The following is a 25,168-nucleotide window of genomic DNA, read 5'->3' as shown; positions in this document are numbered from 1 at the left end:
TCCTTCAGCGACCGAGATACACATCGATCACCTCCTGGTTGGAAGTCACATGATCGAGGCTGCCCTCGGCCAGCACCGAGCCTTCGTGCAGCACCGTGACCTTGCAATTGAGTTTGCGGACGAAATCCATGTCATGCTCGACGACGACAACCGCCCGGGTCTTCGCCGCCTCCTTGAGGATCTCGGTCGTGTGATCGCGCTCTTCCGGGCCCATGCCGGCGGCGGGTTCGTCCACCAGCAACAGCTGCGGATCCTGCGCCAGCAGCATGCCGATCTCCAGCCATTGCTTCTGTCCGTGCGACAGCTCTCCCGAGGTGCGGCCCAGCTGATCGGTCAGCCCGATCTCCTCGGCCAGGGCGCGGATCCGGTCCGTATCCCGCGCGGTGCGCTTGTAGAACAGCACCTCCCAGGGCTTGCGGTCGTTCTTCAGCGCCATGGCGAGATTGTCCTCGACGGACTGGTCCTCGAACACCGTGGGCCGCTGAAACTTGCGCCCCACCCCGGCCTGGGCGATGTCGCTTTCCCGCATCGACAGCAGCGAGACGGATTTGTCGCCCCACAGCACGCGCCCCTCGTCGGGCTTGGTCTTGCCGGTGACGATATCCATGAAGGTGGTCTTGCCCGCGCCATTGGGCCCGATGATCGCCCGCAGCTCGGCCTTGCCGATCTGGAAGCTCAGGTTATTGATCGCCTTGAACCCGTCAAAGCTGACCGAAACGCCCGAGACTTCCAGCAGAGTGCGCTCGCTCATTGCTCGACCTCCCGCTTGGATCCCTTGTCGGGACCGTAATCCGCGCCGTGCCGGTCGTCATGCTTCGGCTTCACGATCAGGTCGACAAGCCCGCCCAGCCCCTTGGGGGCCAGCAGGGTGACCAGGACAAAGCCCAGCCCCAGCAGCACCAACCACCATTCCGTCCATTCGATGGTGTAAAAGCCAAGGTTGATCGCCGGCGCCGCGCCGCCGGTGAACCAGCTCGACAGCAGCGAGACGACAACCGCGCCCATGACCGCCCCGTACAGCCGCCCGCGCCCGCCGATGGCGACCCAGACCGCCAGATAGATCGAGGCGATCGGCGCCACCTCGGCCGGGTTGATGATCCCGGCCTGCGGGTAATAGAGCGCCCCGGCAATCCCGCAAATCACCGCCGTCAGGGTGAAGACGAACAGCTTGTAGCCCTCGACCGAGTAGCCCAGGAAACGCACCCGCGCCTCGTCGTCCCTTATGCCCCGGATCACGTTGCCGAACTTGCCCGACACAACGAAGGCCCCCAGCAGGTAGGTCAGCGCCAGTGCCAGCGCCGAAGCCCAGAAGAACCAGAGCGAAACGACATCCTGCCCCCGGCCCTCGATGCCCGGAATGTTCTGCAGCCCCGACAGACCGTTATTGCCCCGCAGCCCGCTGTCGTTCTGGAACAGGTACAGCGACAGGGCCAGCGTCATCGCCTGCGTCAGGATCGAAAGATACACGCCCGTCACCCGGCTGCGGAACGCCAGCCAGCCGAAGACCAGCGCCAGAAGCCCCGGCACCAGCACCACGAACAGCAGCTGCATCGGCAGCGAGCCCGCGAAGTGCCAGATGGCCGGAAAATCGCTGGCCCCCACCACGCCGAAGATCTGGCTGGCGATGGCATCCGAAAGCTCCGCCGGTGTCGGCGGCAGCTCGGCCTGCGCGAGCGACCCGGCAACGATCGCCTCGGTCCGCGCATACATCAGCCACATGCCGATCATGTAGCCGCCCAGCCCGAAGAAGGCGAAATGGCCCAGCGAGAGGATCCCGGTGTAGCCCCAGACCAGGTCCATCGCGACCGCCGCCATCGCCAGGCACAGGGTCTTGCCCAGGGTCTTGACGAAAGAGGTGGAGATGAAGCCGGATCCCATCGCCTCCGACCCGATGGTCACGAAAACGGTGAACAGCGCCAGGATCGCCAGGAAGATCAGGACCGACGGGTTGCGCATGACGTAGGGGCGTCTCGTACTCATGTGAGCCTCCGTTCAGGCCATGACGCGACAGGCCGGGCCTCCGGGCGCACCGCCCCTGCTTCATCTTTGCCGAAATACCTCCGGGGGAGTCGCCCACCGGGCGACGGGGGCAGCGCCCCCTTGATTAGGACTCTGTCACCCATGCTCATGCCTCCGCCGCCCGGCCCTTGAGCGCGATGATCCCGCGCGGCCGGAACTGGATGAAGATGATGATGAAGACGATCATGTAGGTCTGAGCCGCCAGCGTGTTGGACGGGTTGAACCATTCGATCCCCTTCTGCAGGAACCCGATCATCGTCGCGCCCAGCAGGGTGCCCCAGATGTTGCCGACCCCGCCGACCACAACGGTCATGAAGCTTTGTACGATATAGGCCTGCCCCATCTCGGATGTGACCTGCGCGTAAAGCCCGATCGCCACCCCGGCGATCCCGGCAATGCCCGAGCCGAGGCCGAAGGTCAGCATGTTGATCCGGTCCGGGTTGATCCCCATCGACGAGGCCATGCGCGGGTTCTGTGTCACCGCCCGCACTTCCAGGCCCAGCCGCGTCCGGTTCAGGATCACCAGCAGCAGCACCAGGAAGATCAGCGCCAGCACGAAGATCGCGATGCGGATATAGCTGATGCCCACCACGTCGTTCAGCACCCAGGCCCCGTCCAGCCAGCCGGGCGCCGTCAGCGGACGGGCCTGCGTGCCGAAGATGTTCTTGGCGATCTGCTGCAGCGCGATGGAAATCCCGAAGGTCGCCAGAAGCGTCTCCAGCGGGCGGGAATAAAGGTGCCGGATCACCAGCCGCTCCATCGCCACGCCGGCGGCGAAAGTCACGGCGAAAGCCGTCGGGATCGCCACGAGGATCGACACCGTGTTGTTCGGGATCACCTGCTGCAGGACGTAGCCGGTATAGGCGCCCATCATGATGAATTCGCCATGGGCCATGTTGATCACCCGCATCACGCCGAAGGTGATCGCCAGGCCGATGGCCGCCAGGAAATAGATCGAGGCCAGCGAGAGCCCGTCCAGCGACAGGTCAAGCAGCTGGTTGGCCCCCACCCGGGTCGAGATCGAGGCCAGCGCCGCCTGGGCGGCCTCCGTCACCGCCGGATCGGGCTCCAGGTAGACAGAGACGAACTCGGCCTCCTGCACCACGGTCTCGCGGGTCTCGCCCGGGGCCCAGGACGGCACGTCGGCCTGCGCGGCCAGCCTGACATAGGCGGCGTCGCGGGCCTCCTGCGTGTCGAGACTAGAAATCGGCACGCCGGCGACCTCGCCGCCCTCGGCATTGGCGATCAGCGCGGCCTTGCGCGCCTCGGCATCCGGGAAGGGCCGCACAAGACCGGCCTCGATCATCATCTCGTAGGCTTCGGTGATGCCCAACTCGTCAGTGCCCGGCTCCAGAGGGCCTTTCACGTTGGCGCCCTCGGGCACCTCGGTTGCCAGCATCGGCCGGGTCGCCAGCAGCGGGTTCAGCGCCCCGCGCGTCTCGAGCGAAATCGAGGTCGACAGGTCTCCGATCGCCGCCACCCGCGTGGCGCTGTCGGGGTCGTAGGCCACGGTCAGCAAACGCTCCAGCACGATCTTGCGGGCGCGGATCTCCGGGTCGGGCTCTTCGTCGATGGAGCCGCGCAGCGGTTCAAGGTGGCTTTCGTTCCCGCTCCTCTGGATCGCCGTCAGCGCATCCAGCCGCCGCGCCGGATCCGGGTCCAGCAGCTGGAACCGCACCAGCGCCGACCCGATCAGCCCGCGCACGCCCGCGTTGGGGCGCAGCTGGTCCAGCGCGTCCTCGTTCTTTTCCGCGACGACCTCGCCGGTGGACAGGTCCAGCAGGCGATAGGTCTCGCCGTCATCGGTCTCGACCAGGTGGAACAGCCCGGTTTCCTCGTCCTGGTAAAGCTCGCGCTCGGACCAGGCCTCGAAGAACTGCTGCACCCCGGGCAGGCCCGAGCGCGCGATCTCGGTGATGACCGGCCCGATGGTCTGGCGCGAGGGTCGTTCGATGTCCGAGCGATTTTCCTGAAGAAGGTCCTGCAGGGTCTGGGCCCCGGCAGACCCGGCCGTTGTCAGGGTGCCGAACACGGCGGCGCACAGCAGGAACAGGGCTGTGAAAAGACTTCTGGGCATGAAGGGGAGCGTCCTGACAATTCGGGCCGGAAAGTGAGTGGGGCCGAGGCGACAACAATCGCCTCGGCCATGCGCGTGGATGGCGCGGATCAGTAGTTGGACTTCAGCTGCACGCAGCTTTCGGTCTCGGTGTTGTACATGCCACAGCCCAGCTCGGCCCAGTCGGACTTCAACACGGCCGATTCCGGCAGGTAGTCGGTCCAGGCGTCGCCCGGCACTTCCTCGGTCTGGCTGATGATGTCGAACTGGCCGTCCGCGGTGATCTCGCCGATCAGGACCGGCTTGGACAGGTGATGGTTCGGCAGCATGGTGGCGGTGCCCCCGGTCAGGTTCGGGGTTTCCATGCCGATAATCGCCTCGGAGACGGCGTCGACATCGGTGGTGCCGGCCTCTTCGACCGCCTGGGTCCAGAGGTTGAAGCCGATGACGGTGGCTTCCATCGGGTCGTTGGTCACGCGGTCTTCGCCCATGCGGTCCTTCCACTTGGCGACGAATTCGTCGTTCAGGTCGGATTCCGCGGACTGGAAGTAGTTCCACGCCGCCAGGTGACCGACGAGGTTGGTGGTGTCGAGGCCCGAAAGCTCTTCTTCACCGACCGAGAAGGCCACGACCGGGATATCGTCCGCCGAGACGCCGGCCGCCGCGAGTTCCTTGTAGAAGCCGATGTTGGCGTCGCCGTTGATGGTCGAGATCACGCCGACCTGCTTGCCGTCCGCGCCAAGGGCCACGACGTCCGAGACGATCTTGGACCAGTCGGAATGACCGAAGGGCGTGTAGTTCACAAAAATGTCTTCCTCGGGGATGCCCTTGTCCTTGAGATAGCTCTCGAGGATGTTGTTCGTGGTCCGCGGGTAGACGTAGTCGGTGCCGAGCAGCGCGAATTTCTCGACGCCCAGCTCTTCGAGGAAGTAATCCGTGGCCGGGATCGCCTGCTGGTTGGGGGCGGCGCCGGTGTAGAACACGTTCTTCGACGATTCCTCGCCCTCGTACTGGACCGGGTAGAACAGCAGGCCGTTCAGCTCTTCGATCACCGGCAGGACCGATTTCCGCGACACGGAGGTCCAGCAACCGAAGATCACGTCGACGTCCTGCACGGTCAGCAGTTCACGCGCCTTCTCGGCGAAGAGCGGCCAGTCCGACGCCGGGTCGACGACAACGGCTTCCAGCTGTTTGCCCAGCAGGCCGCCCTTGGCGTTCTGTTCGTCGATCATCATCAGGACGGTGTCCTTCAGCGTCGTCTCGGAAATGGCCATTGTGCCGGACAGCGAGTGCAGCACGCCGACCTTGATGGTGTCTTCCTGGGCGATCGCCGGGACGGCGGCCGTGGCGAAAGCCGCGCCAAGAAGGGTCTTTTTGAGAAGTGTCATATGTTCCTCCGCGCGGGGCAGAGCGCGTGGCACGACCGGCGCGCCAGAAGTGGCGCGGTGCCGGCGTTTCCAAGTGTCCCCCGCAACTGTTCGTTGCACTTGCGTGATGCCTGGCCCGGATTGGCGTTCGTTCCGTGTTCACGCGCCCCGTCGCTTGCGGCATCCCCGCCCGCATCGAGACGGGCCAACGAAACCCGCTAAGCGGCCTTCCGCTCAATTCAACAGCGTCTGCGGGAGGCTCAGGGGGACAGCATTGGCGCTTCTTTGGGCTGTTCTTGCAGCATATGCCTAAGTAATGTGCGGAATGCTCATTGAAATTTTTTCACCCGGGCATCAAGAAAACAATTTCATCTGATATTCGTATCATCTGCCTTTCCCGCGCCGCGCGCCGGCGCGCGGCCCGCCCGCCCCCTGCCTGCCAACTTTAGAAGCCCGAAAGACGATCCAGAACCCAGAAGGCGGCGACGCTGCCGATGGCATAGCTCGCCCCACGGGTGAGCGCCGCGCCATGGCGCCACAGCGCGGGGACAAGCGCGCGCAGGACAAGGCCGCCGGCCATCACCACCAGCACGAAGGCGATCTGGCCCAGCTCCACCCCGATGTTGAAGGACAAAAGCGCCAGCGGGATATCGCCCTCCGGCAGGCCGATCTCGCGCAGGGCGCCGGCAAAGCCCAGCCCGTGGATCAGGCCGAAGCCAAAGGACACGACCCAGGGAAAACGCACCGCGACCTGGTCGCGCGCCCCGGGCGGAAGCGACAGCTCGTAGGCCAGGAACACGATCGACAAGGCGATCACCGTCTCGACCGGCGGCGGCGGCACCGACAGGATCCCCAGCGACGCCGCCGCCAGCGTCAGGCTGTGCGCCACGGTAAAGGCGGTGATCGCCCAGAACAGTCGCCGCCAGTCGGAAATCAGCAGCAGCAGCGCGAAGACGAAGAGCAGGTGATCCGCGCCCTCGAGGATATGGGTGAAGCCAAGTGCCACGTAGCTGGCCGCCACCTCGCCCCGGCCGGCGCGGGCGGGCACGGTGAACGCGATCTCGGACGCGGTCAGCCGATGGGTGCGGATGTCGCCCGGTTCGGGCTCGTAGCGCACCAGCGTGTCGGTGCCGGTGCGGTCCAGCCCCTCGATCGTGATCGTGCCGCCGGTCAGCCCACCTGGGCATCGGGCGATCCAGCCCGTCGTCCAGGCTCGGTCGTCGAAGGCCGGCGGCGGCGGTTCGGTATCGGCGCAGCCTTCGGGCAGGCGCGCGGCGATCGGCATTGGCCGGCCCGAGACATCCGGCACCCGCCAGGTCACCCGCCAGCGCCCCTCGCCCATGGCCGAAAGCTGCAGGTAGCCCGGATCCAGCGCATGGGCCTGACCGAGCGTGGGCCAAAGCCCCGCCCCCAGGCCGATCAGCAGAACCAGGAACCGAAGCAGGCGGATCATCGGCCCAGCACCTCGGCCGGTTCGGGCAGGTGCAGGGTGTAGCGCTCCAGCAGGGCCTCGCCAAAACTCTCGCGCATCTGGCGCGCCTGTTCGGCCCGCCATTCCCCCTCGACCTGCGCGCGGATCTCGTCCAGCGGCGGCATCGAGGCGGGCTCCACCGCTGTGACGCGGACCAGATGTGGCCCATAGGCGCTTTCGACCGGGCCGGACCAGGTCCCGCGCGGAAAGTCGGCCAGCCGGTCGGAGAAGCCGCTGCCAAAGCTGCGGTCGATCACCGGGGACGGCGTCAGCGGCAGGGCGGGCGGCAGCAGGCTGGCCTGCCCGGCCTCGGCCGGATCGGCCCCGCCCGCGAGCGACTCGCGGATCTGCGCGACATCTTCCGTCGTGGTTCCGGGGCCAAGCAGCACCTGATCGAAGGCCAGCCGCATGGGGCGGCGGAACCGGTCCGCATTGGCGTCCAGCCAGCCCCGCAGGGTGGCGTCGTCCGGTTCCAGCACGGCGGCACCGGATTCCGCGATGAACCCCATCTTTGTCGCAAGCCGCTGCCGGATCACCCCGTCTCCCCGGTCGAGGCCCAGGGCGAGCGCCTCGCGGACATAGACCTCTTCCAGTGCCCAGGCGCGCAGCAGGCCGGCGAGTTCCTCTTCGCTGGGCGGACGCTGCCAGGTGGCGGTGAAACGCTCCGCCAGCCGCGCGGCCTCATCCACGGTCAGGACGATGGCATCGGCGGGGGGCGGCGCCGGATCGTCGTCCAGCACCGCATAGGCGGCGAAGATCAGGCCCCCCAGGGCGAAGAAATGAAGCAGGGGCGAACGGGCCAGGCGACGCAACAACATGAGAGCATTCCGACAGGGTCGATACCCGAGCGTAGCGCGAAGGCACTGGCGGCGTCACCATGCTTGTGCCGTCCGTCGCGCACCCGCCCCGCTCAGACCGTCACGCCACCTGCCGCGCGCCGTCCTCCGCGGCGCGGGCCATGGATTTCGGGTAGCGCACCATCAGGATCGCCGGGCTGGTGATGCCGGCCTCGCGAACCTTTTCGGACAACCCGCCAAGCGTCGTCGCGACGTGGCTCTGCGCCCCCGTGGACACCGAGGCGACGATATCCACCGGGCAACAGGCGGGGGCACCGGCGGCCATCAGGTCATCCTGCACCTGCGCGGCCTTCTCGACCGCCATGTAGAAGGCGATCGAGGTCCCCGGGCGCGCCAGCAGGGCGCGGTCGGGGTCGGCATCGCCGGGACGGCAGGTGCCCGTGGTGATGACGAAAGTGTCGGTCTCGCCCCGTTCGGTCAGGGGCTGCAATGTCGCAGCGGCGGCGGCCGAGCCGGCGGTGATGCCCGGCACGATCTCGACCTCGATCCCGGCGGCGCGGGCGGCGGCGATCTCTTCGCTGGCGCGGCCGAAGACCGACGGATCCCCCGATTTCAGACGCACCACGCGGCGCCCCTGCGCGGCCTCGGCCACGATCAGCCGGTCGATCCGGTCCTGTGGCCAGGCGCTCGCCCCGACCTCCTTGCCGACATAGACCCGGTCCGCGTCACGGCGCGCCAGCTCCAGCACTTCGGGATCAACGAGACGGTCATAAAAGATCACGTCGGCCGCCTGCAGCCGCTGCACCGCGCGCAGGGTCAGCAGATCCCGCGCCCCCGGCCCGGCACCGACCAAAGCGATGTGCCCTCGGCTTTCCGGCGCCTGTCCTTCGGCCACGGCGTCCTTCAGCAGCCGCGCGGCCTCGCGCTCGTGGCCCGCCAGATGCGCGCGCCAGGCCTCGCCCGTGAACGCCCATTCCCAGAAGCCGCGCCGCGCGGCGGGCGCGATGCGCTCTGCCACCTCGGCCCGGAGCCGCCCGGCCAGCGCCACGAAACCGCCCAGGCGCGGCGACAGCATCGTTTCCACCTCGGTCTTGATGGCGCGGCCCAGCACCGGCGCGGCGCCCTCGGTGCCGATGGCCACGACCACCGGGTCGCGGTCAACGATCGAGGGCGTGAAGGCGTCGCACAGCTCGGGCCGGTCGATCACGTTGACCACCGCGCCCGCCGCGCGGGCCAGCCCGGCAAGCCGTTCGTCCAGCGCGTCATCCCCGGTGGCGATGAAGACCAGCGCGGCGGTCTCGAAGGTCCGTTCGTCCAGCGTCGCCTGATGCTCGGCCCGGCCCGAGGCGACCAGCCCGCGCAGCTCGGCATCCAGCGTACGGGCCAGGATGGTGATCCGCGCCTCTGTCTTGAGGATCAGCCGCGCCTTGCGCGCCACCTCTTCTCCGCCGCCGCAGAGCACGACGCGGCGGTTGTCCATCCGCAGGAACATCGGGAAGTTCTTCATGGTTGTCTCCGTCAGCAGAAAAGCGGGGCCGAAACGCGAAAAAGGCCGCCGACCCGCACGTGACCCGTGTCACGCACCGTCGAGCAGCCTTGCCCAGTTCCCAATCTTCGGGATGCAGCGACGCCTTTGTCGCTTAGGGAATGATATCAGTTTCCACCCGTGGCCGGCAAGAAAAAGCTGCGGGCATGCCAGACACGCCGTCGGCGGCGCCGTGGGTGATGGCACAGTTCCTGAGCGGCCCCCTTTGGCCTCGCGGCGAGATCATTTCTGAAATGCGGAGTGGGCAGCCATTTCGTTCTGATCAACCGCAGGCAGAAGACCGAATGCCTGGCCGAAGAAACCGGGCGGCGTCGCCCCGACCGGAAACGATGTCATGCCAGAGAGAAGCGGCGGATCTGAGCTCCCATGAGGCGCGGCGGCAGAAGAATAACCGCCAGCCTTTGGGACATGTCGTCAGGGCAGAAAAATAAATTGTCCTGTCGAAAACGGGTCTGCCGCCCCGGCAAAGGGCAGCAAACCCGCATATCTTGAGCTGACCGGAAACCGATCAGAAGGTGTAGAAGTCCAGCTCGAGGCCCGGCACGAAGTTGTTTCCAAACACTTCGGTATCGATAGCGGCAAAGAAACCGAAATCGAAATCGCGATTCTCGCCATCCACGCCGAACTGGACCCCGGTTCCAGCTTCGAGCGACGTGTCACGCCAGCTGTCGTAGTCTGCCGTTGCTTCGTTCTGAACCCCGATCTTGATGCCGTCTTGGCCCTTGATCAATCCGCCACGCTTCTCGAAGAAGAAATCGAAGGAATCACCCACGGCAATGTCACGGGCAATCGATGTCGAGGTGACGCCGATGTCGAAGGAATTGCTGAAACCGCCGTCAGCATACCCATTTTGGCCAGGCTGGTAGAAGTTCAGCTCGTTAGAAATGCTGAACTCCCAATTGATGCCCCTGTTCGCGGCAATGGGTCCGGGACCCACCGAAATATCAAACGTGAGCAAGTCGCTCAGGAAGTCTCTGATGATGGGCATTGGCCCCTCCGTAGCAATGTTAGCGTCGAAGAGGTGCTGCCGTTCGGCAGCGGCAACGCCTTATTGGCGTGCTGGCACATGCAAGAGCCCCAGCTCCGACTGATTAAGGTTAACAAACAATTACTCGGCTTTCAACAAATAGCTGAAATTACCGCCAAGTTGCATGGATTATGCACATGCAGAAATTAATTCTGCGAATGCGAAAACCCGTCAGCCAAAAGAGGGCTGACAGGAGAAATTTTCGTTTTGACCGCGCACCGCAGGGCGCGAATCGGCTCAAATCAACTCGAAATCGAAGCTGAAGCCAGGCTGGAAATCCCGATCCAGAACCTCGGTTTCAAGGACAATCGCGCGGTCGAAGAACGCGTCGCGGTCTTCACCGTCAAAGCCCGCAAAACGAGTGCTCTCGGCGTCGATGGTGGTGCCGCGCCAGCTGTCGTAATGGTCGACATTTTCATTTGCCACGAAGAATGATGCGCCGTCCTCGCCCTTGAACAGGCCGCCACGCTTTTCGAATGCGAAGGCCATGGAGTCGGAGACCAGGATGTCCCGGGCAATCGAGCTGGACTGGAACGTCACATTCGATTCGTTGCTGAAACCGCCGTCGGCAAAGCCGTTTTCTCCGGGTTCATTAAACGTCAGCTCGTTGGAGATCGAAAATTCCCAATCGATATCGAGCCGTTGGGCGATCGGGCCCGGACCGACGGAAATGTCAAAGGTAAGAAGATCGCTCAAAGCGTCTCTGATAATGGACATAAGCCCTCCTGAAAAAATAAGTTTCGAAGTTGCATGGCCTTACGGCTGCGTCGATGCCATCGCCGGCGCGCGCGTCACTCCAAAAATCACACCCCGTAAAGTCGAAAAATGACCTGGTCGGAGATAAAAATAGAAGAAACCATTCCTGTTCAGAATGGGTGAAAAAATCGCAATCGAAGCAATAAGGGCCAAAGGCCAGCGAATTTGTGGGTAACGCATTGATACGGCGACAGGAACAGGCCTAATTCGAAGATCACGGGTTTGTGAACGGATGCGCCGGCGTTTCTGTATTCCTGTGAACAGTATGATCGGACAGTCCGGGATTGGCGCCGGATCGACGAGGGTCTATAACGCCCCATCACTCAGCTCGGAAAGGCGCCCATGAACATCGACCCGGTCAAGCAGGTGGTCTGTATCAACTGGGGCACCAAGTACGGTGCTCCCTATATCAACCGCATGTACCGCATGGTCGCGGCCAACATCACGCCGCCATTCCGGTTCATCTGTTTCACCGATACCGAAGAGGGCGTTCTGCCCGAGGTCGAGGCCTTTCCGCTGCCCGAAATGCCAGGCACGATCCCGACCAACACGCCCGGGCAGTGGCAGAAGGCGCGGCTTTGGGCGCCGAAGCTCGAGGACCTGACAGGCAACTTCCTGTTCCTCGACCTGGATCTGATCATTACCGATTCGCTTGACCCCTTCTTCACATACGGGGATCCGGATGAACTGATCATGGCCTGGAACGTGGCGCGGCCGCTGAACCGGTACGGGCAATCCTCGATCTACCGCGCGCCGGTCGGGCAGCTTGCCCCCCTGCAGGAGATCTTTGCCGCCGATCCCCAGGGCGTTGCCGACAAGTACCGGTTCGAGCAGCATTTCGTCACCGCAAACGCGCCGCGAAAGCCGCGGTTCTGGCCGCGGAAATGGGTCCGGCATTTTCGGATCGAATGCGTCCCGCGCATGCCGATGAACTTCTTCCGCCCGCCTCGCCTGCTGAAGGGCACGCGGGTGGTGATCTTTGCCGGCGGACCCAACCCCCCCGAAGCGATCGAGGGTCGGCGGCGCGAGGAGATGCCCAGGATGACACCGAAGGAATTCCTTGCCTACTGGCGTGCGAACGGGGCCAAGCTGACGCGGCTGCAGGATTATGCCATGCCCGCCCCCTGGGTCGCCGACTACTGGAACAAGTAAGGGCTTAGCCCGTCGGCGGTGGCAGCACGTCGACCGAGAACACCGAGGGCAGGTGACGCGCAATCTCGCGCCAGCTGTCCCCGTCATCGGTCGAGGCAAAGATCGAGCCGGAATTGGTGCCGAAATATATGCCGGGCGCCTCGTGCGTATCGGTGGCCATGGCCTGACGCAGCACGGTGAAGTAGCAGTGCTCGGCCGGCAGCCCGTCGCTCAGGGGCATCCAGTCGCCGCCGCCATTGCGCGATCGCCAGACCCGGGCGCAGGCATCTGGCGGAAACCGTCCGATGGAATCGCCGTTCATTGGGATCACCCACAGCGTCGCCGGATCATGCGGATGCACCGTCACCGGGAACCCGAAGGTCGAAGGCAGCCCCTCGGTCAGGTCGACCCAGCTGCGCCCGCCATCGCCACTGCGCAGCACGCCATGGTGGTTTTGTTGATAAAGCAGGTCACGGTCCAGCCCCGGCGCGCGGACCATGTTGTGCACGCACATCCCGACCTCGGTGTCGGTGCCGGCCGCCGGGTGGTCCGAAGGCGCGCGACGGCACGCATTGTCGCGGCGGGTGCGCCGATCCCAGTTAAGGCCGCCATCCTCCGTCGCCAGAACCCCGGCGGTCGAGATCCCGACCCAGAACTTTTCGGCGTCCCGGGGATGGGCGACAATCGTGTGCAGGGTCAGCCCCGCGCCGCCTGGCATCCAGCTCTCGCGCGAGGGATGGTCGTTCAGCGCCGACACAGGCGCCCAGCTCTCGCCGCCATCGCTGCTGCTATAGAGATTTGCCGGCCGGCTTCCGGCCAGAACGCGGCCATGCACGGCGCAGAGCGACCATATCGAATCGATTTCGCCGGTAAACGGTCCGGGCGCCGTGGGGGTCATCCCCAACGTCGCGGCCAGCTCCGGATTGTCCCTCGCAAAGGCATCGGCATCGCCATCGGAGAGCTTGGCCAGCCGCCAGCTCTCGCCTCCGTCGGCCGAGCGCCAGACGCCGGCGCCGTGCCACTTGCTGCCACCTGCAGCCCAGATGCGGCCCTGCGTGTCGCCCACCATATGGTTGATCGGCCAGAGATCGCAGAGCGGCCCGCGCATCTTCCATGTGTCACGCGCGGCGTCGCTGTACAGGATGAAGGCGCCTTTCGACGTGCCCAGAAGCAGGGTGACGGCGGGTTCCATGACCGGGACCTCCTGAACGCAAACCTCACTGTTTGAATCCTACGATGACATGAGTCCGCGATCCTGTCGCGGGGGACGTGCGGTTGGTCCGGGAGCGGCGGAATCCGGCAAAGACGCCGTGCTCTGGATTACAGTTTCCTCACGAAGAGCCCTTGTGCTTCCCGTGGCTCATCCATATCAGGGCTCCATTGGCGCGGGATGGAGCAGCCCGGTAGCTCGTCAGGCTCATAACCTGAAGGTCGCAGGTTCAAATCCTGCTCCCGCAACCAGCTTTAGTGAACAGGCCGCACCCGAAAGGGTCGCGGCCTTTTTTGCTGTTCTCAAAGCTCAATAGTTCCAGCAGCTTGCCGCGGATCTCCATTGTGTGGAGGTCCGCTTCCTCGTCCCACGAGACGACAACCGTTTCGACCAGCGTGTGAAGCCCGCCTGCCATTTCCAGCTGTTCGATCAGCACGTTTGAGAACCCGCCTTCCTTCACGGCACGCACGAGGTTCGCGTGTTCTTTCTCAACCTCCCGGATCAGCGCATCGTGCCGCTGGAGAACTCGCCCGTTTTCCTGCTCCTCGGCGCGCATCTTGGCAACGTAGCTCGAACGGAACTTCTCGTATTCTTTCTCTTGCATCCGCCCCTCGCGCAGGCCGCCGAGGATCGTCTCGGCGGCGTCAGCCTCCGAGAGACCGGGCATACCGGTGCAGACGGCCTCGCCCTTCTCCTTGGCATTGGCGCAGTAGTAGCGCCGCCGGTCGCCCTTGCCGGCGACGTTGAGATTGCCGCCGCACTGGCCGCAGGTCAGCAGCCCCGAGAGCAGATACTTGCGCCGCCGCGCGCTCTGTGCCGCTCCGGCGCCGGTCTTGCCATCAGCTTCGGCCCGGGTGCGGGAGCTGTCGATCAGGTCCTGCCGCGCCTTGACCTTGTCCCACAACGCCTCGTCGATGATACGCAGGTCGGGCTTCTCGGTGGTGAGCCATTCTTCCGGCGGGTTCGGCTTGGAGACCCGGCGACCTGTCTCGGGATGCTTGGAATAGCGTTGGCGGTTCCAGACGTGCCGCCCGATGTAGAGTTCGTTATTGAGGATCCCGGTGCCGCGTGCGCGGTGACCGTAGATTGTGTCGGCCTTCCAGTGACCGCTGCATCGCCCCGTCCGCGCGGTGCAGGGACCGCGGCCGCATTGAGCTCGGCTGCGATCTGTCGCGGCGACTTGCCGGCAGCGTATTCCTCGAAGATGCGGCGCACGATCGCCGCCTCCTCCAGGTCGATCTGCATGATACTGCCGTCCGACTTTCCGTTCCGGGGCGGTAGGGCCTCGGCACGATAGCCATAAGCCCGCCCGCCGGTGTTCTTGCCGGCCTCGACGCGGCCGACGAGGCCGCGACGGGTCTTGTGCGAGAGTTCTTCCAGGAACAGCTGGGCGAAGGTGCCGAGGATGCCGATATCGAAAATCCCGAGCTTGCCGCGGTGAAGCTGGTGCATCTCGACATCGGCGTAGTTGGCTTTCTTGTAGAAGAGCATCAACAGCTCGAGGTCGCGCGCCAGCCGGTCGAGGTGTTCGAAAAGCACGACGTCGCAGCCGCCCTCCGCGATGAAGGCCTGCAGAACTTCGAAGCCAGGACGGCCTCGAGTCGCGCCGCTGATCGCCACGTCTTCGAACACCTGCACGACGGTCCAGCCATCCTGTCGTGCCGCGTGCTGACGACAGAGCCGCACCTGGTTCTCGATCGAGGTCGGGTTCTGCAGGTCGCTGGAATATCGCGCATAGATGGCGACGCGGATGGGCTTGCGCGAGAGGGGGCTTCAGAGCTTTCGGCGGATCACGTCCTGCAACATCTCCCGATCGAGGGTCAGATCGGCCACGATCTTCTTCAGCCGTGTGTTCTCCTCCTCGAGCGCCTTCAGCCGCCGCATCTCGTCCGGCAGCAGACCTCCATACTTCTTTTCCAGTTGAAGTCGGTCGCCTTGCTGATCCCCGCCTTGCGGCAGATCTCCGCGACGGGCGTGCCCTGTTCCCCCTGCTTCTGGATCAACGCCTTCTGCGCTTCCGTGAACTTCGATGCTTTCATGCGTTTCCGCTCCTCTCCCAGCCAGGAAAGATTAGCCGAAAACTCCAGCTTCAAACGGTCCGGTTTTCAGGGGACAGAGCAAGGCTTTCCAGCGATGTGATACAGGCCAGGAAGGCCTGCGTCGCGCCCGACTGCCGCCGGGCACCTGTCACGTAGTACGAGCTGCCCAGGTCGACCTCTCCGTCCGGCCACATCCGCAAGGCGCCCTCGCGCACCCCGCCGCTGGCGATCGACCGCCAGCCCAGCATGACAACGCGCCCATCCAGCACCGCCTGAATCACTACCCGGACGTGCCGCGCTTCAGCCAGCCCGCGCTTCTGGCCGATCTCGCGCTGCGCGCCAAGTGGATCGAGGCGATGCTGGTCGAGGGCTTCGTGATCCTGACCGACATGCCCGACGTCGACGAGGGATTGACGGAAACCGCCGAGATGATCGGCCGTATCCGTCCGACCTTCTTCGGCGAGTATTTTGACGTGAAGACGCATATCAACCCGACCAACACCGCCTACACCGCGTCGGCGCTGGAGCCGCACACCGATACGCCGGCCGAGGAACATGCGCCGGGCGTGCAGTTCCTGCATTGCCGGACCAATACCGTCGAAAGGGGCAACGGCCTTTATGCCGATGGCGCGGCGGTGGCCAATGATTTCCGCAAGCGCGATCCCGAAGGTTTCAAGGTGCTCTCCGAGGTGCCGGTGCCGTTCTTCAGCGAGCACGACACCTACGACAAGCGCTCGCGCCAGACCATTATCGAGCTGGACCAGCACGGCGAGGTGTCCGGCCTGACGATCAGCCAGCGCATGCTGGATGTTTCCGATCTGGACCAGGAGCTTCCGGATAGCTGGTACCCGGCCTTCTGCCGCTTCGGAAGCATGCTGCAGGAAGAGCAATACATGATGACCTTCCTTATGAAGGCCGGCGAATGCATGGTCTTCGACAACCATCGCATCATGAATGGCCGCGCCGCCTCCACCGCCGAAAGCGGCGAGCGCTAACTGGGTGGCAGCTATACCGACCGGGCCGAGATGCGCTCGACCTGCCGCGCGCTGGTCAGCGAGGGTCGCTTCAAATGAACGGGATGAGCCCCGGTATCGCGCGACGCGCCGAGGATCTCTACTTCATCGAGAAGGCGGCGCAGACGCTGACCCTGGCCCGCGCGACGGGCGAGCCGCTGGCGGTGCTGTCGGATGCGGTGGCCCAGAACACGGCCGACGGCTGGATCGCCTATCGCGGCATGGCCGTCCGGCATTTCGACTACCTCAAGTCGCAGCTGCCCCGCTCTGACCCCTCGCACGCCTGCCCCCGCCGGTGTATCCAGCGGGGGCATCCATGCGTGAGGCCCGACATCAAACGCTATCGTCACGGCGCAGTCTGGTCGACAGAGCGGGCAGAACCGCGCTGACGCTTGCCGATTTGCCTGACGTGGTTCCGTCCGGCAGCGGGTTTATTGACGTGCCAGCCCCGTGACGCTGGCCAGTGCGTCGTCATAAGCGCCTTCACAGACCTCGCCGCAGCGTTCGATCCAGCCGGGCAAAACCGCCGCCACAAAGGCCTCGTTGCGCAACGCGACGTCCGCCTCTGTGAAGTCCACCAGCGTCATGCCCGCAGGCTCGCCCAGGTCGCACGGACCGGACGTGTTGCATGCAATACCCATCGCGTCCTCTTCCCGGTTCTGGACCCACATCGCGTCGGACAGGGCCTCTAGTTCGTCGGTCAGGAAGGTCCGGACCGAATCGGGCTGCGCGTTCCACCATTCCAGGTTCGCGGCGGTTGCGCCGGCGCCGAAGTTGATCGGCAGGGCATAGATGTAATCCGCCCCCTCGTACCACCGCGAGGTATAGCCCCCCACGGTGCTGGTGATGGCGCAGTCGATCACACCTTGCTCCAGGGATTGCTGCACGTCGCCGAACGGCACGTTGATCGCGACGCCACCAATATAATTGATGAAATCCGCCTGCGATGCGCCCGATGTCCGGACCCGGCGCCCCTTCAGGTCCGCCAGCCCGGAGAACGCCTCACGACAATATACCACCTGACTCTGGTAGGATTGCAGCGAGATCAGGTGCAGGCCCAGCTTGTCGGCGTAGTAGTCGGACAGAACCGGAAAAAAGGCTTCGCTCGCGGCAGCGAAGTCGTCGAAGCTGGCCGACATTCCGGCCAGATCGTTGCCGTCGTTGATCGGGTCACTGCCCGAATGATGCCCCAGCTGGGCGGTGGCGACATGCGCGCCGCCCTTGGACAGCAGGCCGAAAACCTCCGGCCCTTTCAGGCCCAGCTGGTCCCAGGACCGGAACTCCGCCGTGACCTGTCCGCCGGATGCGTCCTGTATGCCGCCGGTCCAGAAAGGCGTTTCGACCTTCTTGCTCTGCGTGCTGGAACTGAGGTTGCCGATGACTTTGATTGTGGTTTCGGGCAGGTCCTGGGCCATCGCCAGCGACGTCATTCCCAGACAGGCGCAAATCGCCGCGCCGATAGAGGTCTTCATGGTTCTCTCTCCTGTTGGTTGGATCGTGAGGATCATCGTGAAACGGCCTCGGGCAGCCAGGTGGCGAGGCCGGGCCAGGCCAGCAGCAGCGCGATCATCAGCAGGATGATCAACACGAAGGGCACCGCCCCCAGCGTCACGTCCCGGAAACTGCCCCCGCCACGCACCGACTGGACGATGAAAAGGTTCATCCCGATCGGCGGCGTGATAAGCGCCGTTTCAATCAGCAGCATGAAGACCACGCCAAACCAGATCGGGTCATAGCCAAGCGCAACGATCGCCGGCACCACGATCGGAGTGGTGGCGATCATCAGCGAAAGCGTCTCCATGAAGCAGCCCAGCACGAGGTAGATCACCACGATCCCAAGCATCACGTAGATCGGATCGGCATTGATGGCCGAAATCGCATCCTGCACCGCCACCGACAATCCGGCGCTGACCATGACAAAGTTCAGGACCAGGGCCGCGGTGACGATCAGCATGACCATGCAGGTCGTTTTCATCGTGCGCTCGAAGGCAAGCATCAGCACCCGAACCGTCAGCTTTTTCCGCCAGGCGGACAGCGCCAGCGCTCCGATGAAGCCAAGCGCCGCGGCCTCGGTCGGGGTCGCGATACCCGCATAGATCGCCCCCACCATCAGCGTGAACAACAGCACCGGCGGCACCAGCGCGGGCAGCGACTGCACCTTTTCCGCCCAGGTGGCGCGGTTTTCCCGGCGTCCACCCAGCGAGCTTCGCAAGGAGCAGGCAATGAAGATCATCACCGAGAACAGCAAAGCCAGAAGAACACCCGGGATCAGCCCGGCGAGGTAAAGCCGACTGATCGACACCTCGGCCAGCACGCCGTAGATGATCAGATTGATCGAGGGTGGAATGAGGATTCCCAACGTACCGCCCGCCGCGATCGAACCAAGAAACAGCGGCGGCGAATAGCCTCCGGCTTTCATCTGCGGGATCGCGACGGTGCCGATCGTTGCCGCCGAAGCGACACTGGATCCGGACGTGGCCGAGAACAGCGCGCTGGTGGCGATGATCGTGTGCAAAAGCCCGCCCGGGACCACGCGCACCCACCGGTCAATGGCCGCGAACATCGCCGCCGCGATCCCAGAACTCAGCAGCAATTCTCCGGTCAGGATGAACAAGGGCACCGCCACCAGCGAGAAATTCGTCATCCCGCCCCACAGCAGCTCCGGCACCGCCGGCAACACCGGAAAGAACGAAAACGATTGGTCCAGAACCAGGGACAGGATGGCCAGAACAACCGCCACCGGCAGGCCCGCGGCCAGCAGCAAGAAAAGCAGTCCGAGAGGCAGGTAGATCATGTCACCTCACCCCGCGCGCCCGATATCTCAACCGTCTCGTCGGGATCTGCCCCGGCATTGCCGGCAGCTGACAGCCCGTCTGCCAGACGATGATCGCCGCGCAGCAGGGCAACGGCGTAACGCACCGCGAACCAGATCGCAGCCAGCGCGAAGACGCATAGCCCCAACGCCCAGAACGCCTGGGGGACGTAGAGCTTGACCGCCATGGCCGAGTTGGACCTCACGCCGCGCGCATGACTTTCCAACACCAGCTCAACGGCGAACCACACCATGCACACGGCCAGGACCGCCAGCGAGACATAGGCCAGACAATTCAGGAGCCGCTTTGGCGCCGGCGGAAGCTTTTGCAGGACGATGTCGATCCGGATATGCGCCCCGTTCAGTGCCGTGCTCGCCAAACCCAGGGCCACGGCTGCGGCGAACAGGTAGGTGCTCAGTTCGAAGGCGTTGAAGGCGACGGTGCCAAAGATGTTCCGGCTGACGACATCGCCGGCAATGATCAGCGCGGTGACGGCGATCAGCGCCCCACCCGCGCGGGCACACCATCGTGCCAGCCCCTCGAGGCGATCGCTCCACGTCGATTGTTCCGTCATGCCACGCCCCGCGCCAATGGCGACAAGCTGCAGAGGGGGTACCTTTTGCTGTGCATCGGTTTCGACCTGCCTTTCCGGAGCGCCCAGATTGAATTGACCGCCGACGAACCGCCCTGGCTGGCCGACCGGCGCGAAGACTCGAAAGCTCTCTGTCTGATTACGCATTCATGACTTTGAGATCTTTTCTGTCAACGAAGACGTGCCATTTCTTGGAAACTTACTGCAATATTCTGGCGAATAATCGACGCGCCTGACCTCAGACCGAAGAACCGCTCAAATCTTTTGCATGCGGTTGCAACGCATATCAGACGCAACATCTGGTGGATCTGGACGAGGATTGACCTGTCCCGCCCTGAACCCGGACCTTGCAGAGATATTCGCAAGTCCTGAGACCGCTGAGGGTCTTGAGACGCCAACTCTCGCTGCCGGTTTCAACGAATTCCCGGTGAATAACCAGGCGACGGGACCTGCGTCTTCGCCGGGGATCAAACGGCGTGAGGCCAGGCGCTGCGTTTGGATCGCACACCGCCCTGGCCCTATCCACACCGGCGGAAAGCGCCACGCCGACCGGGTCGGCACCGTCAGGAGATGTCGATCCGGAAATCCATCGACTGGGAGGCGAAATCCAGGTCCACGACCGCATCGTTGCCGATATCGAATTCGGCCAGGTCGACTTCCTTCCTGTAGCTGTAGAGCAGGCCGACACCGGGTCCGCCAGCACCAGCCCGGCGGCGCGAGCCTTGAACCCGCAGCGGCCGACGCTGATCGTCGGACCGACATCGAGAACGAGGCTGGGATCGGCCAGGAAGGTCGCGCCGGCGACATCGAATTCGAGCGGGGCGTCGATGTTTCCGTCGGAGTTGAAACAGACGCTGGCGACATCGATGACGACGCCGTTGGCGAAATCGAACTCCTCGTCATGTTCCTTAATTGCTTGACGAGCGGCCTGATGGTTTCTTCGAGCCGGATCTCGCTGCGACATCGATGGCGATGGTCGCGACACCGGCTTCGGTCAGTATCAGGGTTCCAAGGACAAGCCGGAACCAGTGTGCGGCCGGTCAGCCTCCCGGTAGGGGAATGCATCGGGCGATCGGCGCCCGACGGGGTCACGGGACCACGGCGCGCGCCATGGTCCCATGGCTTGTTCAGTGCGCGATCATGACATGGCGGGCGACGGTGTAATCCTCAAGGGCGTACATCGACATGTCCTTGCCGTATCCGGATTGCTTCATCCCGCCATGGGGCATCTCGTTGACCAGCATGAAATGCGTGTTCACCCAGGTGCAGCCATATTGCAACCGGGCCGAGATATCGAGCGCCCGGCCGATATCCGACGTCCACACGGATGAGGCCAGCCCGTACTGGCTGTCGTTGGCCCATTTCACGGCGGTGTCGGCATCGTCGAACCGGGTGATCGACACCACCGGGCCAAAGACTTCGCGCTGGACGATCTCGTCCTCCTGCAGGGCGCCGGCTACGACCGTCGGGCGATAGTAGAACCCTGAGCCATCGGCCAGATCGCCGCCGGTGGTGACCTCGACATGTTTCAGCTCCGACGCGCGCTGGACGAAGCTCGCCACCCGGTCCCGCTGGCGTTGCGAGATCAGCGGCGGGATTTCGTTCAGCGTATCGTCGGCATTGTCATAGACGATGGTGGACACGGCGCTGGTCAGATCGGCCACCAGATTGTCGTAGACCTTGGGCCCGGCATAGATCCGGCAGGCAGCGGTGCAGTCCTGTCCGGCGTTGTAATATCCAAAGGCGCGCAGACCTTCGACGGTGCGGGCCAGATCGGCATCATCCATCACGATGACCGGGGCCTTGCCGCCCAGTTCCAGATGCGTGCGCTTCACCGATTTCGAGGCCGCCTGAAGCACCTTCTTGCCGGTCGCCACGTCGCCGGTGATCGACACCATGTCGACATCGGGATGGTTGATCAGCGCGTTGCCGACGCTGGCCCCCTGCCCCACGATCACGTTCACGACGCCTTCGGGCAGGATGCCGGCCATCACCTCGGCCATCAGAAGCGCCGTCAGCGGCGTCTGTTCGGACGGTTTCAGGACCACCGTATTGCCGCCGGCCAGCGCCGGGGCCAGTTTCCACGCCATCATCATCAGCGGATAGTTCCACGGCGCGATCGAGGCCACGACGCCGATCGGATCCCGCCGGATCATCGAGGTATGGCCCTCCATGTATTCGCCCGCCACCGGACCGTGCATGTTGCGCACGGCACCCGCGAAGAAGCGGAAGCAATCGGCCACGGCGGGGATCTCGGCCGTGCGGACCTCGTTGATGGGCTTGCCGCAGTTCAGCGCCTCGAGCCTGGCGAAGTCCTCGGTCCGGGCCTCGACCGCATCGGCGATCGCCAGAAGCCTGGCCGACCGGTCGGCGGGCGTGGTGCGCGCCCAGCCGGGGAAGGCCGCGCGGGCCGCGGCCACGGCACGGCCGACCTGGGTCAGATCGGCCTCGGGCATCTTGACGATGACCTCGCCGGTGCGCGGGTTCAGGACCTGTTCCTCGGCCTCGGTCCCCGCCTCAAGGGCCCCGCCGATCAGCATCTTGGTCTGCATGGAAATCCTCCGTTACTTACCTTGTCCGGCGACCTGATCGGTCCCGCGGGTGAGGTAATAGGCGCCCAGGATGGGCAGCATGGTGACAAGCGCCACGACCATGGCGACGACATTGGTCACGGGCCGTTCGCGCGGCCGGACAAGTTCTTCGAGCATCCAGATCGGCAGGGTCTGCTGCTGACCGGCGGTGAAGGTGGTCACGATCACCTCGTCAAAGCTGAGCGCGAAGGCCAGCATGCCGCCCACCACCAGCGCGGTCGCCATGTTGGGCATGATCACGTGACGCAGGGTCTGGAACATGTTGGCGCCCAGATCCATCGACGCCTCGATCAGGCTGCCGGATGTCCGGCGGAACCGGGCCACGGCGTTATTGTAGACGATGACGACGCAGAAGGTCGCGTGACCCAGAACGATGGTCCACGTGCTGAAGGGCACATCGGCGAGGGAAAAGGCCGACCGCAGCGCGATCCCCGTCACCACGCCCGGCAGCGCGATCGGCAGGATCACGAGAAGCGAGATCGTCTCCCGCCCGAAAAACCGCGTGCGGCTGACGGCGGCGGCACACAGCGTGCCAAGGATCAGCGCCAGCACGGTCGAGATTGCCGCCACCCGAACCGAAAGCGCCAGCGCCTCCCACACGTCCGGGCGGTGCCATGTGACCGCGAACCATTTCAGCGTCAGGCCGGGGGGCGGCCAGGCAAAGCTCTTTTCCTCCGTCGTGAAGGCGTAGACGAAAATCAGCAGGATCGGCAGGTGCAGGAACAGCAAGCCCCCGGCGGCGGCCAGTTTCAGCGTCAGCGGCGCGCGGTCAGAGTGCATCGAACGCCCCCATGCGCTTGGCGCCCCACAGGTAGAGACCCATGATCACGATGGGCACCACGGCGAAGGCCGCGGCCAGCGGGATGTTCCCGGCGATGCCCTGGTGCTGGTAGACGGCCTGCCCGATGAACAGCCGCGAGGTGCCGATGATCTGGGGAATGATGTAGTCGCCCAGTGTCAGCGAGAAGGTGAAGATCGAGCCCGCCACGATCCCCGGCAGCGCCAGCGGGAACAGCACGTGGCGGAAGGTCTGCGCCGGCCGTGCGCCCAGATCGCCCGACGCTTCCAGCATCGACCCCGGCACCCGTTCAAGCGCCGCCTGGATCGGCAGGATCATGAAGGGCATCCAGACATAGACGAATACGATGAACGTGCCCGTGGTGCTGACCGACAGCGAGTTGCCCCCGACCACCGGCAGCGACAGATAAGCCTCCAGCAGCCAGTTCAAGCGCAGCCCTTCCAGCGCCCATGTCAGGATGCCTTCCTTGGCAAGGATCAGCTTCCACGCGTAGATCTTTACAAGGTAACTGGACCAGAGCGGCATCATGATCCCGAGGTAGAAGACCGCCCGCCATTTCCCCCGGGCATAGCGCGCGGCGTAATACGCGATGGGAAAGGCGATAACGGCAGAGGCCAGCGTGCAGCAGGCCGCCATCGTGACCGTCCGCAGGATGATGTCGAAATTCGCGGGCGTGAACAGTTCGGCATAGGTGGACAGCGTGAACCGGTAGTTGATCAGCCCGGTGAAGTGGTCGATCGAAAAGAAGCTTTGCAGCAGCAGCGCAAAGAGCGACCCGAGGTAGATGATACCCAGCCACAGCACCGGCGGCAGCAGCAGCAGGACCAGCAGCACCGCGGGACGCCGCCACAGCATGTCCGACAGCCGCGTGCCGATGCTTTCGCTGCGGGCGGCGATCATAATCCGGCCCGCATCAGGTGAAGATCGCCCTCGGCCCAGGTCAGCGCGACAAGGTCGCCCTGCGCCGGGCGCGGCGCGTCCTGTGGCAACAGAGCGGTCAGCCGCGTCCCTTCCGCCTCGAAACTGACGCGCGTCGTCAGGCCGAGAAAGCTGAGCCCCGTCACCCGCGCCATGACGGGGCCGTCTTCGGCCAGCTGCAGACGTTCGGGCCGGATCGCCGCCGGGCAGTTCTCTCCCGTCAGCCGGGCCACCAGCGCGGCGGGCAGGACGTTCGACGAGCCCACGAAATCGGCCACGAAGGGCACTTCGGGACGGAAATAGATGTCTTCCGGCGCGCCCACCTGGATGATGCGGCCCTCGTTGAAGACTGCCACGCGGTCGGCCATCGACAGCGCCTCGCCTTGATCATGGGTCACGAAGACGAACGTGATGCCAAGCTGGCGTTGCAGGGTCTTCAGTTCCTCCTGCATCTGTTCTCGCAGCTTCAGATCCAGCGCGCCCAGCGGTTCGTCCAGCAGCAGCACGCGCGGCTTGTTCACCAGCGCGCGGGCAAGCGCCACGCGCTGCCTCTGGCCCCCCGAAAGCTCGGACGGGCGGCGGGCGCCGTAGCCGCCAAGGCGCACCATTTCCAGCGCCTCGTCCGCCGCCTTGTGGCGCGGCTTGCGACCCTGCCCCGCGATCATCAGCCCGTAGGCCACGTTATCGATCACGTTCAGATGCGGAAACAGTGCGTAATCCTGAAAGACGGTGTTCACCTGCCGCTTGTAGGGCGGCAGATCGGCGACCGGTTCCCCGAAGATGCGGATGTCGCCCGCCGTCGGGCGCTCGAACCCCGCGATCAGGCGCAGGCAGGTGGTCTTGCCCGAACCCGACGGTCCCAGCATGGCAAAGAACTCGCCCTCGGCGATGTCGAGGTCCACGCCGTCCACGGCGCGCACGGCACCGAAATGGCGCGAGACCTTGTCGAAAGTCACGGCTGACATGGAAAACATCCGTCTTTGCCCGTGCCGCGCGCCCGAGAGGGGCACGGCACGGGTTGGG

The 25,168-nt window shown here is 64.7% G+C and carries 23 protein-coding genes, 1 tRNA gene and 3 pseudogenes; 4 read left to right on the top strand and 23 right to left on the bottom strand.

The window, feature by feature from the left end:
• Positions 1-4: 4 nt before the first annotated feature.
• The 9 genes from urtD to ATO3_RS21255 all read right to left on the bottom strand — a co-directional run bounded on the left by urtD (position 5) and on the right by ATO3_RS21255 (position 10,979).
• Positions 5-751 (bottom strand): urea ABC transporter ATP-binding protein UrtD, encoded by a 747-nt coding sequence (gene urtD, locus ATO3_RS21295; RefSeq protein ID WP_088651926.1) that lies wholly within the window; start codon positions 749-751, stop codon positions 5-7.
• A complete protein-coding gene (gene urtC, locus ATO3_RS21290; RefSeq protein ID WP_088651925.1) occupies positions 748-1,980 on the bottom strand; it encodes an urea ABC transporter permease subunit UrtC in 1,233 nt (410 codons plus the stop codon). The genes urtD and urtC overlap by 4 nt, the downstream gene beginning before the upstream one ends.
• A gap of 145 nt (positions 1,981-2,125) precedes the next feature.
• Positions 2,126-4,096 carry an urea ABC transporter permease subunit UrtB gene (urtB, locus tag ATO3_RS21285; RefSeq protein ID WP_088651924.1) on the bottom strand — a complete coding sequence of 657 codons (1,971 nt, stop codon included), beginning with the start codon at positions 4,094-4,096 and terminating at the stop codon, positions 2,126-2,128.
• An 89-nt stretch (positions 4,097-4,185) separates the two neighbouring features.
• Complete coding sequence (gene urtA, locus ATO3_RS21280) at positions 4,186-5,463, bottom strand: urea ABC transporter substrate-binding protein (RefSeq protein ID WP_088651923.1); 1,278 nt, start codon at positions 5,461-5,463, stop codon at positions 4,186-4,188.
• Positions 5,464-5,887: 424 nt separating this feature from the next.
• Positions 5,888-6,895, bottom strand: a complete 1,008-nt coding sequence (locus tag ATO3_RS21275; RefSeq protein WP_088651922.1) for a HupE/UreJ family protein — start codon at positions 6,893-6,895, stop codon at positions 5,888-5,890.
• A complete protein-coding gene (locus ATO3_RS21270) occupies positions 6,892-7,731 on the bottom strand; it encodes a peptidyl-prolyl cis-trans isomerase (protein WP_088651921.1) in 840 nt (279 codons plus the stop codon). Before ATO3_RS21270 ends, ATO3_RS21275 begins: the two co-directional genes overlap by 4 nt.
• A 100-nt stretch (positions 7,732-7,831) precedes the next feature.
• Entirely contained in the window at positions 7,832-9,217 is a 1,386-nt protein-coding gene (gene cysG / locus ATO3_RS21265; protein ID WP_088651920.1) for a siroheme synthase CysG, read from the bottom strand.
• Between the two features lie 547 nt (positions 9,218-9,764).
• A complete protein-coding gene (locus ATO3_RS21260; RefSeq protein ID WP_088651919.1) occupies positions 9,765-10,244 on the bottom strand; it encodes a hypothetical protein in 480 nt (159 codons plus the stop codon).
• 276 nt (positions 10,245-10,520) lie between these two features.
• The gene (locus ATO3_RS21255) at positions 10,521-10,979 is read right to left on the bottom strand and encodes a hypothetical protein (protein WP_088651918.1); all 459 of its coding nucleotides are present in this window, start codon (positions 10,977-10,979) and stop codon (positions 10,521-10,523) included.
• A 402-nt stretch (positions 10,980-11,381) separates the two neighbouring features.
• Here ATO3_RS21255 and ATO3_RS21250 point away from each other — a divergent pair, with 402 nt between their 5' ends.
• Positions 11,382-12,191: a glycosyl transferase gene (locus ATO3_RS21250; protein WP_088651917.1), complete on the top strand. Its 810-nt coding sequence runs from the start codon at positions 11,382-11,384 to the stop codon at positions 12,189-12,191.
• A 4-nt stretch (positions 12,192-12,195) separates the two neighbouring features.
• On the opposite strand, the gene ATO3_RS21245 is transcribed toward ATO3_RS21250, so the two are convergent.
• Positions 12,196-13,362 (bottom strand): WD40/YVTN/BNR-like repeat-containing protein, encoded by a 1,167-nt coding sequence (locus tag ATO3_RS21245; RefSeq protein ID WP_088651916.1) that lies wholly within the window; start codon positions 13,360-13,362, stop codon positions 12,196-12,198.
• Between the two features lie 192 nt (positions 13,363-13,554).
• Between ATO3_RS21245 and ATO3_RS21240 the strand changes: the two genes are divergently transcribed.
• A tRNA-Met gene (locus ATO3_RS21240) sits at positions 13,555-13,631 on the top strand.
• On the opposite strand, the gene ATO3_RS29285 is transcribed toward ATO3_RS21240, so the two are convergent.
• The 5 genes and pseudogenes from ATO3_RS29285 to ATO3_RS21225 form a co-directional block, all read right to left on the bottom strand.
• Positions 13,610-14,284, bottom strand: a complete 675-nt coding sequence (locus ATO3_RS29285) for a zinc ribbon domain-containing protein (RefSeq protein WP_233152249.1) — start codon at positions 14,282-14,284, stop codon at positions 13,610-13,612. The genes ATO3_RS21240 and ATO3_RS29285 overlap by 22 nt on opposite strands.
• Positions 14,285-14,320: 36 nt before the next feature.
• Positions 14,321-14,437, bottom strand: a pseudogene (locus ATO3_RS29470) (hypothetical protein); the annotation flags it as partial.
• Between the two features lie 113 nt (positions 14,438-14,550).
• Positions 14,551-15,066: pseudogene (locus ATO3_RS29280) on the bottom strand (recombinase family protein); the annotation flags it as partial.
• 93 nt (positions 15,067-15,159) lie between these two features.
• Positions 15,160-15,419: pseudogene (locus ATO3_RS21230) on the bottom strand (transposase); the annotation flags it as partial.
• Positions 15,420-15,469: 50 nt separating this feature from the next.
• Complete coding sequence (locus ATO3_RS21225; protein WP_233152246.1) at positions 15,470-15,667, bottom strand: hypothetical protein; 198 nt, start codon at positions 15,665-15,667, stop codon at positions 15,470-15,472.
• A 42-nt stretch (positions 15,668-15,709) separates the two neighbouring features.
• On the opposite strand from ATO3_RS21225, the gene ATO3_RS21220 reads away from it, so the two are divergent.
• Together ATO3_RS21220 and ATO3_RS28585 are read left to right on the top strand one after the other, a co-directional pair.
• Complete coding sequence (locus tag ATO3_RS21220) at positions 15,710-16,414, top strand: TauD/TfdA family dioxygenase (RefSeq protein WP_233152245.1); 705 nt, start codon at positions 15,710-15,712, stop codon at positions 16,412-16,414.
• Positions 16,415-16,488: 74 nt separating this feature from the next.
• Positions 16,489-16,821, top strand: coding sequence for a class II aldolase/adducin head domain-containing protein (locus ATO3_RS28585; protein ID WP_143747321.1), 333 nt, complete (start codon positions 16,489-16,491; stop codon positions 16,819-16,821).
• Between the two features lie 42 nt (positions 16,822-16,863).
• On the opposite strand, the gene dctP is transcribed toward ATO3_RS28585, so the two are convergent.
• The 8 genes from dctP to ATO3_RS21180 all read right to left on the bottom strand — a co-directional run bounded on the left by dctP (position 16,864) and on the right by ATO3_RS21180 (position 25,110).
• Positions 16,864-17,904, bottom strand: a complete 1,041-nt coding sequence (dctP, locus tag ATO3_RS21210) for a TRAP transporter substrate-binding protein DctP (RefSeq protein WP_158218032.1) — start codon at positions 17,902-17,904, stop codon at positions 16,864-16,866.
• A gap of 32 nt (positions 17,905-17,936) precedes the next feature.
• Entirely contained in the window at positions 17,937-19,226 is a 1,290-nt protein-coding gene (locus ATO3_RS21205; protein ID WP_088651914.1) for a TRAP transporter large permease, read from the bottom strand.
• Positions 19,223-19,984 (bottom strand): TRAP transporter small permease subunit, encoded by a 762-nt coding sequence (locus tag ATO3_RS21200; protein WP_088651913.1) that lies wholly within the window; start codon positions 19,982-19,984, stop codon positions 19,223-19,225. The genes ATO3_RS21205 and ATO3_RS21200 overlap by 4 nt, the downstream gene beginning before the upstream one ends.
• Before the next feature lie 139 nt (positions 19,985-20,123).
• Positions 20,124-20,801: a hypothetical protein gene (locus tag ATO3_RS28580; protein ID WP_143747320.1), complete on the bottom strand. Its 678-nt coding sequence runs from the start codon at positions 20,799-20,801 to the stop codon at positions 20,124-20,126.
• 163 nt (positions 20,802-20,964) lie between these two features.
• Complete coding sequence (locus ATO3_RS21195; protein WP_088651912.1) at positions 20,965-22,389, bottom strand: gamma-aminobutyraldehyde dehydrogenase; 1,425 nt, start codon at positions 22,387-22,389, stop codon at positions 20,965-20,967.
• Positions 22,390-22,401: 12 nt separating this feature from the next.
• Positions 22,402-23,208, bottom strand: coding sequence for an ABC transporter permease (locus ATO3_RS21190; protein ID WP_088651911.1), 807 nt, complete (start codon positions 23,206-23,208; stop codon positions 22,402-22,404).
• The gene (locus ATO3_RS21185; RefSeq protein WP_088651910.1) at positions 23,198-24,127 is read right to left on the bottom strand and encodes an ABC transporter permease; all 930 of its coding nucleotides are present in this window, start codon (positions 24,125-24,127) and stop codon (positions 23,198-23,200) included. Before ATO3_RS21185 ends, ATO3_RS21190 begins: the two co-directional genes overlap by 11 nt.
• On the bottom strand, positions 24,124-25,110 hold the full coding sequence (locus ATO3_RS21180) for an ABC transporter ATP-binding protein (RefSeq protein WP_088651961.1): 987 nt from the start codon (positions 25,108-25,110) through the stop codon (positions 24,124-24,126). Before ATO3_RS21180 ends, ATO3_RS21185 begins: the two co-directional genes overlap by 4 nt.
• Positions 25,111-25,168: the final 58 nt, after the last annotated feature.

Source organism: Marinibacterium profundimaris, assembly GCF_002210095.1.
GTDB lineage: Bacteria > Pseudomonadota > Alphaproteobacteria > Rhodobacterales > Rhodobacteraceae > Marinibacterium > Marinibacterium profundimaris.
Note: the sequence above shows the minus strand (reverse complement) of the source record. Positions and strands in the feature narration are given on the sequence as shown.